Here is a 13,956-nt window from a genome sequence, read left to right as displayed (position 1 = left end):
GAAATCGCCCTGCTTGAAAGCCGGCGCCATACGCTCGGCGATGATGCGGCGGGCGATGGCATCGGGAATCGATCCTTCGAGCCCGTAGCCGACCTCGATGCGCATCTTGCGGTCATCCTTGGCGACGATGACGATGACGCCATCGTCGGCACCCTTGCGCCCGATCTTCCACGCTTCGGCGAGGCGGATGCCGAATTGCTCGATGGCCTCGGGCTGCGTCGTCGGCAGCAGCAGCACGGCGACCTGCGCGCGTCCGCTGCGGTCGATCGCGGCCAGCCGCGCTTCAAGCCGGCCGCGCTGCGTGGCGTCGAGCGTGCCGGTGAGGTCCGTGACGCGGGAACCCAGCGCCGGCAGCGGCACCGGCTCGACCGCCCTGCCGGCGAAGGGCAGGAGCAGGCAGAACACGGCCAGCAGCGCCGGCCAGGACAGCTTCACGGCACTACTTGGCCGTGGCGGGCGCTGCTGCCGGCGCAGAAGTCGGCGCCCCACCGGGACTTCCTGCGGTCGCAGGCGGAACGGCGCTTGGCGCCGGCGTGGCAGCGGGAGCAGCCGCCGGCGCGTCGAACTTGATGGCCGGCGGCGTCGAGATGGCCTTTTCGTCCTCGACCGTGAAATTGGCCTTGATCTTCCAGCCCATGACCATCGCGGTCAGGTTGTTGGGGAAGGTGCGCACCGAAACGTTGTACTCCTGCACGCTCTTGATATAGCGGTTGCGTGCCACGGTAATGCGGTTCTCGGTGCCTTCCACCTGCGCCTGCAGGTCGCGGAAATTGGCGTCGGCCTTGAGTTGCGGATAATTCTCCGCCACCACCAACAGCCGCGACAGCGCGCCGCCGAGGTCGCCCTGCGCCTTCTGGAACCTGGCGAACGCTTCCGGATCGTTGATCAGCTCGGGCGTGGCCTTGATCCCCGCGACGTTGGCGCGCGCCTCGGTGACGCGCGTCAGCACTTCCTTCTCGTGGCTGGCATAGCCCTGCACCACCGACACCAGGTTCGGTATCAGGTCGGCGCGGCGCTTGTACTGGTTGAGCACCTCCGACCACGCGGCCGTCACCGACTCGTCATTGATCTGGATCTGGTTGTAGCCGCAGCCGGACAGCAGGGTCGCGGCAAAGGCGAGGACGGCGAGCAGGCGCAGGCGCATGGAGTTCTCCATCAGGTTGGGGGAAACAGGGGGAATATGGCGGCGATGGCTTGCGATTGCAAGGGGCGGCTCTGCCAGCAACGGACGCAGCCGGAGCAAAAGTCGGCGCCGGTGGTACGGCAACCACGTCAAAATCCCTCCGCTCTCAAGGTCTTTGCGACTGCCCGGCCACGTCGCCGCCGCAGCCCCATCGCCTACAATAGAGGCCTTTGGCTTCACCGAATCCCGGCATGACCGCCCGCCTGCGCGAAATCCCCTATAACTACACCTCGTTTTCCGACCGCGAGATCGTCATTCGCCTGCTCGGGGCCGAGGCCTGGGCAACGCTGACCGAGCTCCGCGCGGAGCGCGTCACCGGCCGTTCAGCGCGCATGCTCTACGAGGTGTTGGGCGACATCTGGGTGGTGCGGCGCAATCCCTACCTCGAAGACGACCTGCTTGGCAATCGCGAACGGCGCGAGGCCCTGGTCGAGGCGCTGCGCCACCGGCTGCGCGAGATCGACAAGCGGCGCGAGGGCAATGAACGCGTGGCCTCGCTGCTGGCTGCCGCACAGGCCGCGGTGCAGGATTTCGAGCAATGGTTCGAAGCCACGCGCAGCCTGCGCAAGAAGGCCTTCAAGGCGCTGGCGAAGCACACCCGCAAGGACAACATCTGCTTCGACGGCCTGGCCCGTGTCTCGCACGTCACCGACGCCACCGACTGGCGCGTCGAGTACCCCTTCGTGGTGCTGGCGCCCGATACCGAAGAGGAAATGGCGCCGCTGGTCGCCGCCTGCATCGAATTGGGCCTGACCATCATCCCGCGCGGCGGCGGCACCGGCTACACCGGCGGAGCGGTGCCGCTCGACGCGCTGTCGGTGGTGATCAATACCGAGAAACTGATCGACCTGGGTGCGGTCGAGATGAAGCGCCTTCCCGGCACCGACACGGACTACGCGACGGTGCGCACCGGCGCCGGCGTCGTCACGCGCCGCGTCATGGAAGCGGCGGAGAAGGCCGAGCTGGTCTTCGCCTGCGACCCGACCTCGGCCGATGCCTCCTGCATCGGTGGCAACATCGCCATGAACGCGGGCGGCAAGAAGGCCGTGCTGTGGGGCACGGCGCTGGACAACCTGGCCTCGTGGCGCATGGTGACGCCCGACGGCAACTGGCTCGACGTCGAACGCCTGAACCACAACTTCGGCAAGATCCACGAGCAGGAACTGGTCAGCTTCCGCCTGACGCGCTGGGACGCGAGCGGCAAGAAGAAGCTGGGCGAGGAGCAACTCGACGTGCCCGGCCGGCTGTTCCGCAAGGAGGGCCTGGGCAAGGACGTCACCGACAAGTTCCTCGCCGGCATCCCCGGCGTGCAGAAGGAAGGCACCGACGGCCTGATTACTTCGGCGGTGTGGGTGCTGCACAGGATGCCGCCGGTGACGCGCACGGTCTGCCTCGAATTCTTCGGCCGCGTCACCGACGCCGTGCCGTCGATCGTCGAGATCACCGATTACTTCAAGCCGGGCGGTGCGGGCCTCGCCGCCGGCGTGCAACTTGCCGGACTGGAGCACCTCGACGAGCGCTATGTGCGTGCCGTCGGCTACGCGACCAAGGCAAAACGCCACGGCCGGCCCAAGATGGTGCTGATCGGCGACATAGTCGGCGCTGACGACACGGCGGTGATGGCCGCCGCTTCGCAAGTAGTGAAGCTGGCCAACGCACGCGGCGCCGAAGGCTTCATCGCCGTCTCGCCCGAGACGCGCAAGAAGTTCTGGCTCGACCGCGCGCGCACCGCCGCGATCTCCAAGCACACCAACGCCTTCAAGGTCAACGAGGACGTCGTCATCCCGCTGCCGCGCATGGGCGACTACTGCGACGGCATCGAACGCATCAACATCGAACTGTCGCTGGCCAACAAGATCGAACTGGCCGACGCGCTGACGGAATTCCTGCGGGGCGAACTGCCGCTGCACGCGGGCGATGCCAACCTCGATCCGGAACTGCTGCTGGGCGACAAGCGCGAGCAGGCGCTGGAGCTTGTCGCCGGCGTGCGCGCCAGCTGGCAGTCGCTGCTCGACAATCTCGACCTGCATTTCCGCGAGCTGCAGGATTACCGCCTGCGGGTGTCGTGGAAGGCCGAACTCAAGGCGCCGCTGGAATCCCTGTTCGAAGGCAATGCCTTCCGCCCGGTGCTGGCCGGCATCGAGGCGATCCACAACGAGGTGCTGCGCGGCCGCGTTTTCGTCGCGCTGCACATGCACGCCGGCGACGGCAACGTGCATACCAACATCCCGGTGAACTCGGACCACTATGCCATGTTGCAGACCGCCTACAAAGCGGTGGAGCGCATCATGGCGCTGGCGAAGAGCCTCGGCGGCGTAGTCTCCGGCGAACATGGCATCGGCATCACCAAGCTGGAATTCCTCGGCGACGACGAGATCCGCCCCTTCCGCGACTACAAGCGGAAGATCGACCCCGAGGGCCGCTTCAATCGCGGCAAGCTGATGCAGGGCAGCGATCTCGCCAACGCCTACACACCGTCATTCGCGCTGCTCGGCGTCGAATCGCTGATCATGGAGCAGTCCGACATCGGCAGGATTTCCGATTCGATCAAGAACTGCCTGCGCTGCGGCAAGTGCAAGCCGGTCTGCTCGACCCACGTGCCGCGCGCCAACCTGCTCTACAGCCCGCGCAACAAGATCCTCGGCACCTCGCTGCTGATCGAGGCCTTCCTCTACGAAGAGCAGACGCGGCGCGGCATCAGCCTGCAGCATTTCGACGAGTTCTCCGACGTCGCCGACCATTGCACGGTCTGCCACAAGTGCGTGACGCCCTGCCCGGTCGATATCGACTTCGGTGACGTCTCGGTGGCGATGCGCAACTTCCTGCGCCGCCAGGGCAAGAAGAAGTTCAATCCCGGATCGGCGGCGGCGATGGCCTTCCTCAGCGCCACCGACCCGGCGACGATCAAGCTGGTGCGCGCCGGCATGATCCAGCTCGGCTACAAGGCGCAACGCCTGGGCCACAGGCTGGCCAAGTCCTTCGGCCTGATCCAGGACAGCGTGAAGCACCCACCTGCCACGCTGGGACGCCCCGAGATCAAGGCGCAGGTGATCCACTTCCTCAACAAGCCGATGCCGAAGAACGTGCCCAATCGCACCTCGCGCGGCCTGCTCGACATCGACGACGACAGCCTGATCCCGGTGATCCGCGATCCGCAGCGGATGGCCGAGGACTCGGAAGCCGTGTTCTACTTTCCCGGCTGCGGCTCGGAGCGCCTGTTCTCGCAAGTCGGCCTCGCTACCCAGGCCATGCTCTGGCACGCCGGCGCCACCACCGTGCTGCCACCGGGCTACCTGTGCTGCGGCTACCCGCAGACCGCCAGCGGCGACGAGGACAAGGGCCAGGCCATCACCACCGCCAACCGCGTGCTGTTCCACCGCGTCGCCAACACGCTCAACTACCTCGACATCAAGACTGTGGTGGTGTCCTGCGGCACCTGCATGGACCAGTTGCTGAAATACGAATTCGGCAAGATATTCCCAGGCTGCCGGCTGGTGGATATCCATGAGTGGCTCTACGAGAAGGGCATCAAGCTCGATGGCGTGCGTGGAACGAAGTACATGTACCACGAGCCCTGCCACACGCCGATGAAGCACCACTCGGGCATCAAGGTGGCGAACACACTGATGGGCAGCCGCGTCGAGCTCAACGATCGCTGCTGCGGCGAATCCGGTACCCTGGCGGTATCGCGGCCGGACGTGTCCACCCAGATCCGCTTTCGCAAACAGCAGGAGATCGAGGCCGGCGCGGCGGAACTCAGAAAAGTCGGCGCCGGTGATACGGTGAAGATACTGACCTCGTGCCCCTCCTGCCTGCAGGGCCTGTCGCGCTATGACAACGATGCCGACATTACGGCCGACTACATCGTGGTGGAGATGGCCAGGACCATCCTCGGACCTGACTGGCTGCAAGACTACCTGCGTGCGGCCAATGGCGGCGGCATCGAACGGGTACTGTTGTGATTGCCGTGGACCAGCAGGCAGCGCACCCGATCGACAAGCGCCCCTTTTTCTGGATGCTGGGCATCTTGGCCTGCATGGTCGTCGGCGTGCTCGCCTTCCGGTTCGCGGGTGAGCAAAGGCTGCACAACACCACGGTCTGGCAGCGCTTCCGGCCCGTCACGCTGGTGTCGCCGCCGCAGACCGCGACGCCCGTGGAAGTGCAGGACGAGCGGCGCGTCGCCTGGGTCGTGGTGCAGACCGAGAAGGGCCTCTACTTCCTCACCGGGGCGAAGTACGTCCCGCAGGCCGGATCCAGGGTGGTGGTGCAGACCAACGAGCGCTGGGAGCTGTACCTCTGCGCGGAGGATGGCGGCCGCTGCATGAGCATCCATTCATTTTGCGCCGACGCGGTCTGGCCTCGATTGCGACGCGATGACAAGGGCCGCATGGACGACTGCTACGCGCCGCGCGCCCTCGATACGCCGCTGCCGGAACCATCCACCGTCAAGCCGCTGACGGCGGTCCCCGGTGGCGTCGGGCGCAGCAAGCGCCTGCCGCCCGCGCTGGGCCTTTCTCATCCGCGCGAATGGGGCTGGCGCATGGGCCTGCCAATTCCGTCACGCTGACCCTGGCGCAAGGCGCACACAGCCGCGGAATGGCGCTATGCTTGCCGCGTGGCAATCAACGACGAATGCGAACTTTGCGCCCATCCCGGCGGCGATTTGCTGTGGGAGGATGATCTGTGTCGCGTGGTGCGGGTCGCCGATGCCGCGGGCGACGCTTTCCCCGGGTACTGCCGCATCGTGGTGCAGCGCCATGTCGCCGAGATGACCGACCTGTCGCCGGATGCCGCCCACCGCGTGATGGAGGTGGTGTTCGCCACCGAACGCGCCCTGCGCCGGACCACGGAAGCGGACAAGATCAACCTCGCCAGCCTCGGCAACATGGTGCCCCATCTTCATTGGCATGTCATACCGCGCTGGCACGATGACAGCCATTTCCCGGCGCCGATCTGGGCCGCCGAGCTACGCGATGGCGCAGTGCGTGCCGCTCCGACCCGCTCCAGCCTGAAGCGCGCACTTGAAGACGAACTCTCGACTCTGAATGAGACGCCATGAACTTTGACCTGCCCCCCACCGGAACCGAACAGACACCCGCATTCGTCGATCCGAAAGGCTGCCAGGACTGGCTGTCGACGGTACCGATTGCCAACGCGGTGGCGGCGCAGTCGTCGATCCTGCGCCAGCTGAGCCTGCTGCATCGCTTCACGTTGCCGGCCGCCGAGCGCTTCGCACTGCTGGAAACCCTGCGCGGACCGCTGGGCAACGTGCAGGAAGATGCCTCGAAGAAGTTCGCCGGGAAGCCGCTGCCGCTGGCCCCGCACGAACAGGCCGCGGTGGATATCACGTTGAACATCTGGTACGAACTGGCGCTCGGCTACCTGCGCTGTTTCGACGATTTTTGCGGCGGCATGTCCTCGCCGGCCGGACTGTCGGTGCTCCATACCCAATGCGTGGCCAATCCCGAACAGGCAACGCGAGCGGCGGTGCTGGTCGAGCGGGTGCTCGCCACCTTTGCCGATTGGCAAATCGACCTGTATCGCGCGGGGCAATCGCCCGCAGGCGGCTACTGGCAACAGTTGAACCAGACCTTCGCCGCCGGCGAAGCTCTCGGCGTTGCGGCACGGGCAATACCCGATCCGGTTCGGCATGGAAAGGCCAATACCAGCGCGCTGGCCGCCTTTTCCGAATGTTGCCTGCTGAGCACCGCCAATATCTATGAACTCCCGGCGCGCCACCTGGCCTGGGTGGCGCGCTGGGCCCGGCGCTGGGGCGTGAAACTGACGCTGCTCACGGCGCCGCCGGAGGACATCCGCAACCGCGCCGTGCCGCTGTGGGTCGACCTGGGCTCCGATCGCGCCCCCGGCTACACCCCCGAATCCGCCGACGGGGGGCGCTGGCTGGAAACCACCGAACTGCGGAAAAGCATCGTGGCGCGCATCGCCCTGCTGGAGCAGGGGCGCTCGCCGGCCGACCTGCAACTGGGTGACGACGTCACCCAACCCGCCGCCACCCTGTTGTTGCAACGCGCCCTGCAGCGTTGGTGCAAGGGCGGAGTGGCACGGCGCCAGGAACGGCATCCGGCCATAGCCGACTGCCGCGTCGTGCCCGGCCTCGAGTCGGTGCATTTCGAGCTTTCGGGACGCCAGGCGTTCCGCGCGCCGACGCGCAGCGTTTCCACCCTGCGCCGCGAGCGCGAGGAATTTGAAACCTTCGGCGCCCACAGCCAGCGCGCCAATGGGACGGCCACCAAGGATGAATCCCACATCGAGAACTGGCGCGTACTCGACCAGTCAACGGCAGGGCTGCGCATCACCCGGCTGCTGAAAGAAGGCGCACGGGTCGGCGCCGGCCAAATGGTAGCCGTCAAAACCGCCGACGGCCAGTACTTCGTGCTGGGCAACGTACGCTGGGCCTTGCGCGAAGGCGACAGTGCGCTGGTCGCCGGCATCCAGTTGTTCCCCGGCGAAGCGCGCAGCGCGACGGTGCGGGTGGTCCATGCCGACGGAACCCGCGATGGATGGCGCCCGGGATTCCTCCTGCCCGCGATTCCCGCCATCCACGAGTCGGCCAGCGTCATCGTGCCGGCCGGTACGTTCATGCTCGACCGCAGCATAGAGATCCTGGTCGATCAGGAGCAGCAAACCCTCAAGCTGTTCCGCGTCCTCGATCGCAGCATCGAGTTCGAGCGCTGCAACTATTACGACTGAACCCGGTGCGGTGGGAACACCGCGCTGAACACGGAACCCCGCCCCGGTTCGCTGTTGATTTGCAGCACGGCCTGATGCCGCTCCAGCACATGCTTGACGATGGCGAGGCCGAGGCCCGTGCCCCCCGCTTCGCGCGAACGGCCGCGATCCACCCGGTAGAAACGCTCGGTGAGTCGCGGCAGGTGTTCGCGCGCGATACCGATGCCGTTGTCCTGAACCGCGAAGCGCGCGCCCGACGTTCCGTCCACGCTCCACTGCAGCGTGACGGCGCCGCCCTGCGGCGTGTAGCGCACGGCGTTGCCGGCCAGATTGGCGAAGGCCGAGCGCAATTCCCGGGCGCTGCCCAGCAGCCAGGCCGGACCGGCGCTTTCCAGCGCGATGCGATGTCGTCCGCCGGACAGGGTGCTTATCTCCTGCCGAACGTCCTCCAGCAATGCCGCCACCTCGATGCGGTCTTCCAGCGGGGGCGGTGCATCCGTTTCCAGCGCGGACAGTGTCAGCAGGTCGTCAATCAGCTGCTGCATGCGCCGCGCCTGGTCGGCGGCGGTCTGCAGATAACGCGCTATTTCGGGTGGCGGGGCGTCGTGCAAGGCGTCCTGCGCAGTTTCGACGAAACCGAGCGTCACGGTCAGCGGCGTCTTGAGTTCATGCGACACGTTGGCGACGAAATCGCGGCGCATGGTCGCGAGCTTCTGCAACTGCGTCACGTCGCGCACCAGCAGCAGTGTTCGCCCCGCGGCAAAGGGTGCCGCCTGCACCTGCAGACTGCGCCCGGGATTGCGTTGCGTGTGCAACTCCAGCGGCGCGCCGCGGTGGTCGGGGCTGTCGAGATAGGCAAGGAATTCAGGCTCACGCAGCAGATGGGTGATGCGGCTGCCGGTATCGACGGAACTCTTGAGCCCCAGGCAGGCTTCCGCATGCAGGTTCATCCATTCGATGGCACGATGGCCGTCGAGGATCATCACACCATCGGGCAGCGCTTCGGCGGCACGGCGGAAGCGGTCCAGCTCCTGGGTTGCCTGCTCGCGCTCGGCGCTGGCCAGGCGTCCGCGCTGGTGCAAGGCTTCAAAGGCCGCACCCCAGGCGCCACTGGCGCTCGGCGTCGGCGTGCCGAGAGGGCAGCGAGCCCAGTGGATCAGACGCACTACCAGCCAGAGCTGGCGCAGGAAAAAGATGCCGACCGCGGCCAATGCCATGATCGCGGCTCCCCGCTCCCCCGCCGCGAACCAGCCGCCCAATGCCGCCAGCGCCGCCAGCGCAAGCGCTGTCAGCAATTCGCGCAGGACCGCGTTCACCCGGCCGACATCCGGTAGCCGCTGCCCCGCACTGTCTGGACCAGGCCATCAAGCCCGCTCGGCTCCAGGGCGGCGCGCAGGCGGCGGATGTGCACATCCACGGTGCGCTCCTCGACGAATACGTGGTCGCCCCACACCTGGTCAAGCAGTTGCGAGCGGCCGTGCACACGCTCCGGATGGGTCATCAGGTAATGCAGCAGGCGAAATTCGGTGGGGCCGAGGCCGATCTCCATGCCGCCTGCCGTAACCCGGTGTGTTGCCGGGTCGAGGCTCAGACCACCGAGTTCGACTGCATCATCGGTGGCCTGCGGTGCGTGGCGCCGCAGCACGGCCTTGATGCGCGCCATCAGTTCGCGCGGGCTGAAGGGTTTGGTGACATAGTCGTCGGCCCCGACCTCGAGGCCATCGACCTTGTCGCGCTCCTCTGCCCGCGCCGTCAGCATGATGATGGGCAGACTCCGGGTGCGCGCGTCGCCTCGCAGCTGGCGGGCGAAGTCGATGCCGCTCATGCCCGGCAGCATCCAGTCGAGCAGAACCAGATCGGGCAGGGCTTCCTGCACCATGCGGCGCGCGCTTTCCGCGTCGGAGGCGAGCTGCACGACATGCCCGGCGCGACGCAGGTTCACTTCGATCAGCGACTGGATCGTCGGTTCGTCTTCCACCACCAGTATCGTTGCGGACATGGGCCTGCTCTTGAAGGGGATAAAGGCCAGTCTATTGCAGCTTGATGACGATTCCGTGACATCGTCGCCGACCGCCGTGTGCGCTATGATAGCGGCCCCAATCACGGAGCAGCAACCATGGCCGGTCTCGATCGCAAGACCCCTATTCCCACCGAGATCACGCTGCACAAAAAATCGCGCACGCTGGAAGTCGGCTTCGACGATGGCAGCCGCTATACGATGACAGCGGAATTCCTGCGGGTGTACAGCCCGTCAGCGGAAGTACGCGGGCACGGCCCCGGACAGGAAACCCTGCAAACCGGAAAGCGCAATGTCGAGATCACCGCGCTTGATCCCGTCGGCAACTATGCGGTACAACCGACCTTTTCCGACGGGCACAACACCGGCATCTACTCCTGGGACTGGCTCCACCACCTCGGCGCCGACCACGACGCGCTGTGGGCCGAGTATCTGGAACGACTTGAAACGGCTGGCGCCAGCCGCGATATCGACTCGACCACCCTGCCGCCAAAGTCAGGCGGCTGCGGCAGCCACTAGACAAGAATGAGCGAGACCCATTTCGGTTTCGAAACCGTAGACGAGAAGGAAAAGGCGCAGCGTGTCGCCGGCGTCTTCTCGTCCGTCGCGCAGAAATACGACTTGATGAACGACCTCATGTCGGTCGGCCTGCATCGCCTGTGGAAGAAGTTCGCGATCGAAATCGCCGCACCGCGCCCGGGCGAGCGCGTGCTCGATGTCGCCGGCGGTACCGCCGACCTGTCGTCGGCCTTCGCTCGTCGCGTCGGCCCGTTCGAGCAGACCGGCGGCCAGGTCTGGCTCACCGACATCAACAACGCCATGCTCACGGTCGGCCGCGATCGGCTGCTTGACGAGGGCGTTCTGGCGCCGATTGCCCAGTGCGATGCCGAAAAACTGCCCTTTCCGGAAAACCATTTCGACATCGTCACGGTAGCCTTCGGCCTGCGCAACATGACGCACAAGGACAAGGCGCTCGAGGAGATGCGGCGCGTGTTGCGCCCCGGCGGTCGATTGCTGGTGCTGGAGTTTTCCAAGGTGTGGAAACCGCTGGGAAAGGTCTACGATGCGTATTCCTTCAAGCTGCTGCCGTGGTTGGGTCAAAAGATCGCCGGGGATGCCGAATCCTACCGCTACCTGGCGGAATCGATCCGCATGCATCCGGACCAGGCCGCGCTCAAGGCGATGATGGAACAAGCCGGCCTGGAGCGTGTCGAAGTGTTCAACATGACGGCCGGCGTCGTCGCGCTGCATCGGGGCTACAAATTCTAAGGAGGAGCACCACCATGATGAAACTCGCCATTGCAGCATTCGCCATCGTCGTCGGCCTCGGCATGACACCGCAGGACGCGGAAGCCAAGCGCCTCGGCAGCGGCAAGTCCTTCGGCATGCAGCGCCAGGCCAGCCCGGCCGCCCCCGCCGCGGCGCCGACGCAAGCCGCCAAGCCGGCGGCACCTGCCGCTGCCCCCGCCGCCGCGGCGACGCCGCCCAAGCAGGGCATGAGCCGTTTCCTCGGACCGCTGGCCGGGCTGGCCGCCGGTCTGGGCATCGCCGCCCTGCTCTCGCACTTCGGCCTCGGCGAAGGCATGGCCAGCTTCCTGATGATTGCGCTGCTGGTATTCGCGGCGATCTTCGTCGTGCGCCTGCTGATGCGCAAGCGCGAGCCGCAGCCGGCGATGCAGTATGCCGGCGCCGCACCCGGCGCAAGCGCGCCCACGAACTTCACCCCGGTGGCATCGCAGTTCGAAGCCGGTCCGTCAGGGGTCGGCGCTGGCGGCACGGCGAGCGCCGCCGCTGCCGGCAGCATCCCGGCCGATTTCGACGTCCCCGGCTTCCTGCGTCAGGCCAAGCTCAACTTCATCCGCCTGCAGGCCGCCAACGACCGCGGCGACATGGACGACATCCGCCAATTCACCGCGCCCGAGCTCTATGCCGAGATCGAAATGCAGTACCGCGAGCGCGGCAGCAAGGCGCAGGAGACCGACGTGCAGCAGCTCGACGCCGAAGTGCTGGAGGTCGTCAGCGAGGGCGGCAACCATATCGCCAGCGTGCGCTTCCACGGCACCCTGCGCGAGGACGATGCCGCGCCCGAAGCCTTTGCCGAAGTCTGGCATCTGACCAAGCCCACTGACGGCAGCCGCGGCTGGGCCATCGCCGGCATCCAGCAGGTCCAGTAATTCGCATGCTGCCGCTGCCCGCGCCGATCCAGGCCGCTATCAACCACGTTCTGGGTCAGGCGGCCTGGGCGCGCGAAAAGCTCATGCCTTTCGCCGGGCATTCTGCCCAAATCAAATTGCCGCCTTTCGAGGCGGCTTTTTTGATTGCGCCGGACGGCAGCATCGCCGCGCCGGCAGCCGACGCGGAACTCGAAGTCAGCATTTCGCTGCCTGCTACCACCCCGCTGCTCGCGCTGCAAGGCAAGGACGCGGTCATGCGCGCGGCGCGCATCGAAGGCTCGGCGGAGTTCGCCGAAGCCCTCGGCTTCGTTATCCGCAACCTTCGCTGGGATGCGGAGGAGGATTTGTCTAACTTGATCGGCGACATCGCCGCCCACCGCCTCATCAAGGGCGGCCAGGAACTGGCGGCGCGGCAACGGCAGGCAACGCAGAATTTTGCCGCCAACCTCGCCGAGTACTTTACCGAAGAGCAGCCCCTGATCGCCCGCCAGGCGGACATAACTTCGTTCTCGGCCGAGATCGACCGGCTGCGCGACGACGTGGCCAGACTGGACAAGCGACTGCAGCGACTGGCTTGATAGCCGGCTGAGTTTTTTCTATTGGCGGTCCGTCGTCGGCTTGTGCTCAAATCGATCCGCTTGAACACTCGGAGGAAGCATATGAATGCGGAGTTGATACTTGCGTTTTCTGGGATAGATCGCCGGGCAAAAAGCCTGTTCGCAGTCGCGGCGGTGGTCGTGCCCTTCGTCGCGCCACCGGCCTTTGCCAACGACGACGCCATCCTGGCCGAAGCGCGCAAGGTCGCGACCACCTTGCCGCCAAAGTTGATCGTCGCCCTCCAGGACGAGATCAAGAAGTCCAGTGCTGAAGCGGCGATCCCCGTGTGCAAGGACATGGCGCCGAAGATGGCCGGCGAAATCTCCCAGCAGACAGGCTGGAAGATCAAGCGTGTCAGCCTCAAGGTGCGCAATGAGGCCCGCGCCATACCCGATGCATGGGAGAAGGCCGCACTGGAGGATTTCGACAAACGCGCCGCCGCAGGCGAGCCTCCGATGAAACTGGAAAAGGGCGAGAAGGTCGGCGACGAATATCGCTACGTCAAGGCGCTGCCGGTGCAACCACTCTGCCTTAGCTGCCATGGCCCGAGCGAAACCCTCAGTCCCGGAATAAAGGCTGCGCTCGGTCAGCACTACCCCAACGATCGCGCCACTGGTTATTCCGAAGGTCAGATCCGCGGCGTCATCAGCGTGCGCAAGAAACTCTGAGGTCTCGCCGCTCGCGGACCCGGCGCGCCGGGTCCGCGATCAGCCTTGATCCGGGGACACGGAAAGATAGTCCCTGATCCGGAAATCGTACTGATGAATATGGTCAACGATCCAGCGCCTGACCATTTCCAGGATGCCCTGCTGTCCGATCGCCTTTCCTGCCATCAGGTCCAGGTTCAGTTGGGAGTACTCCTCAAGGATTTTCTCGTGCGCCGCCAGGTGTTCCGCAAGCTCCTCGCGCGGCATGCCGCAGGCCTTGAGAAGGGACTCCTCACTATCGAAATGGGCGGCGATCTGGCGACCCAACTGGCTCAGGATTTCCGAAAAAGGCTCGGCCACGGGATGTGAATGGGGTTTGCCGATCAGGCGATCGAACTGCGCGAACAAGGCAAGATGTTGGGAATCGATCTCGGGCAAACCCAACAGCGGATACTGATTCCGGGTCTGCCCGCTCGCCGATTGACCAGAGTCCGAATACATTCCAGTGTCCGTTCTGCCACAAATAGTGCCTATTTTATCTGGAACCAATCACGGCGCGCATCCGGCTGGGAGGCTGGGTGAAACTTGGTTGTCGCCTATCCATCGCATTATTTGGCTCCAAGCGGAAATTGCATAAACTTCCGCTCG

14 protein-coding genes are annotated in these 13,956 nt (G+C 65.7%); 9 read left to right on the top strand and 5 right to left on the bottom strand.

Features of this window, described 5'->3' with window-relative positions:
* On the bottom strand, positions 1–414 hold a 414-nt coding region (locus J0M27_RS14630; RefSeq protein WP_294993140.1), incomplete at its 3' end, for a TPM domain-containing protein.
* A gap of 25 nt (positions 415–439) precedes the next feature.
* Complete coding sequence (locus tag J0M27_RS14625; protein WP_294993131.1) at positions 440–1,144, bottom strand: LemA family protein; 705 nt, start codon at positions 1,142–1,144, stop codon at positions 440–442.
* Between the two features lie 230 nt (positions 1,145–1,374).
* Here J0M27_RS14625 and J0M27_RS14620 point away from each other — a divergent pair, with 230 nt between their 5' ends.
* The 4 genes from J0M27_RS14620 to J0M27_RS14605 are packed head-to-tail and all read left to right on the top strand — an operon-like array spanning position 1,375 to position 7,894.
* Positions 1,375–5,145 carry a DUF3683 domain-containing protein gene (locus J0M27_RS14620; protein WP_294993128.1) on the top strand — a complete coding sequence of 1,257 codons (3,771 nt, stop codon included), beginning with the start codon at positions 1,375–1,377 and terminating at the stop codon, positions 5,143–5,145.
* 5 nt (positions 5,146–5,150) lie between these two features.
* Positions 5,151–5,750 carry a hypothetical protein gene (locus J0M27_RS14615; RefSeq protein WP_294993125.1) on the top strand — a complete coding sequence of 200 codons (600 nt, stop codon included), beginning with the start codon at positions 5,151–5,153 and terminating at the stop codon, positions 5,748–5,750.
* Between the two features lie 48 nt (positions 5,751–5,798).
* On the top strand, positions 5,799–6,242 hold the full coding sequence (locus J0M27_RS14610) for an HIT family protein (protein ID WP_294993122.1): 444 nt from the start codon (positions 5,799–5,801) through the stop codon (positions 6,240–6,242).
* Positions 6,239–7,894: a hypothetical protein gene (locus tag J0M27_RS14605; protein WP_294993120.1), complete on the top strand. Its 1,656-nt coding sequence runs from the start codon at positions 6,239–6,241 to the stop codon at positions 7,892–7,894. The genes J0M27_RS14610 and J0M27_RS14605 overlap by 4 nt, the downstream gene beginning before the upstream one ends.
* Here J0M27_RS14605 and phoR read toward each other — a convergent pair.
* Both phoR and phoB read right to left on the bottom strand, forming a co-directional pair.
* Positions 7,885–9,189 (bottom strand): phosphate regulon sensor histidine kinase PhoR, encoded by a 1,305-nt coding sequence (gene phoR, locus J0M27_RS14600; protein WP_294993118.1) that lies wholly within the window; start codon positions 9,187–9,189, stop codon positions 7,885–7,887. The two genes, J0M27_RS14605 and phoR, sit on opposite strands and share 10 nt — an antisense overlap.
* Complete coding sequence (phoB, locus tag J0M27_RS14595) at positions 9,186–9,872, bottom strand: phosphate regulon transcriptional regulator PhoB (RefSeq protein ID WP_294993116.1); 687 nt, start codon at positions 9,870–9,872, stop codon at positions 9,186–9,188. The genes phoR and phoB overlap by 4 nt, the downstream gene beginning before the upstream one ends.
* Positions 9,873–9,989: 117 nt before the next feature.
* Between phoB and J0M27_RS14590 the strand changes: the two genes are divergently transcribed.
* The 5 genes from J0M27_RS14590 to J0M27_RS14570 all read left to right on the top strand — a co-directional run bounded on the left by J0M27_RS14590 (position 9,990) and on the right by J0M27_RS14570 (position 13,329).
* Positions 9,990–10,409 carry a DUF971 domain-containing protein gene (locus tag J0M27_RS14590; protein ID WP_294993112.1) on the top strand — a complete coding sequence of 140 codons (420 nt, stop codon included), beginning with the start codon at positions 9,990–9,992 and terminating at the stop codon, positions 10,407–10,409.
* 6 nt (positions 10,410–10,415) lie between these two features.
* A complete protein-coding gene (gene ubiE, locus J0M27_RS14585; protein ID WP_294993109.1) occupies positions 10,416–11,159 on the top strand; it encodes a bifunctional demethylmenaquinone methyltransferase/2-methoxy-6-polyprenyl-1,4-benzoquinol methylase UbiE in 744 nt (247 codons plus the stop codon).
* Between the two features lie 14 nt (positions 11,160–11,173).
* The gene (locus J0M27_RS14580) at positions 11,174–12,064 is read left to right on the top strand and encodes a Tim44-like domain-containing protein (RefSeq protein ID WP_365962858.1); all 891 of its coding nucleotides are present in this window, start codon (positions 11,174–11,176) and stop codon (positions 12,062–12,064) included.
* 5 nt (positions 12,065–12,069) lie between these two features.
* Positions 12,070–12,642: a hypothetical protein gene (locus J0M27_RS14575; RefSeq protein WP_294993106.1), complete on the top strand. Its 573-nt coding sequence runs from the start codon at positions 12,070–12,072 to the stop codon at positions 12,640–12,642.
* Between the two features lie 81 nt (positions 12,643–12,723).
* A complete protein-coding gene (locus J0M27_RS14570) occupies positions 12,724–13,329 on the top strand; it encodes a DUF3365 domain-containing protein (RefSeq protein ID WP_294993103.1) in 606 nt (201 codons plus the stop codon).
* Positions 13,330–13,368: 39 nt separating this feature from the next.
* Here J0M27_RS14570 and J0M27_RS14565 read toward each other — a convergent pair whose 3' ends face one another.
* Positions 13,369–13,809, bottom strand: a complete 441-nt coding sequence (locus tag J0M27_RS14565; RefSeq protein WP_294993100.1) for a hemerythrin family protein — start codon at positions 13,807–13,809, stop codon at positions 13,369–13,371.
* Positions 13,810–13,956: the final 147 nt, after the last annotated feature.

The sequence above is a fragment of the Sulfuritalea sp. genome (assembly GCF_017302275.1).
Taxonomy (GTDB): Bacteria; Pseudomonadota; Gammaproteobacteria; order Burkholderiales; family Rhodocyclaceae; genus Sulfuritalea.
Note: the sequence above shows the minus strand (reverse complement) of the source record. Positions and strands in the feature narration are given on the sequence as shown.

Excerpts from the sequence above, each read along its gene's own strand:
- J0M27_RS14565 (WP_294993100.1), bottom strand. The coding sequence starts at position 13,809 with ATGTATTCGGACTCTGGTCAATCGGCGAGCGGGCAGACCCGGAATCAG.
- ubiE (WP_294993109.1), top strand. The coding sequence starts at position 10,416 with ATGAGCGAGACCCATTTCGGTTTCGAAACCGTAGACGAGAAGGAAAAG.
- J0M27_RS14570 (WP_294993103.1), top strand. The coding sequence starts at position 12,724 with ATGAATGCGGAGTTGATACTTGCGTTTTCTGGGATAGATCGCCGGGCA.
- J0M27_RS14575 (WP_294993106.1), top strand. The coding sequence starts at position 12,070 with ATGCTGCCGCTGCCCGCGCCGATCCAGGCCGCTATCAACCACGTTCTG.
- J0M27_RS14590 (WP_294993112.1), top strand. The coding sequence starts at position 9,990 with ATGGCCGGTCTCGATCGCAAGACCCCTATTCCCACCGAGATCACGCTG.
- J0M27_RS14605 (WP_294993120.1), top strand. The coding sequence starts at position 6,239 with ATGAACTTTGACCTGCCCCCCACCGGAACCGAACAGACACCCGCATTC.
- J0M27_RS14580 (WP_365962858.1), top strand. The coding sequence starts at position 11,174 with ATGATGAAACTCGCCATTGCAGCATTCGCCATCGTCGTCGGCCTCGGC.
- J0M27_RS14625 (WP_294993131.1), bottom strand. The coding sequence starts at position 1,144 with ATGCGCCTGCGCCTGCTCGCCGTCCTCGCCTTTGCCGCGACCCTGCTG.
- J0M27_RS14620 (WP_294993128.1), top strand. The coding sequence starts at position 1,375 with ATGACCGCCCGCCTGCGCGAAATCCCCTATAACTACACCTCGTTTTCC.
- phoB (WP_294993116.1), bottom strand. The coding sequence starts at position 9,872 with ATGTCCGCAACGATACTGGTGGTGGAAGACGAACCGACGATCCAGTCG.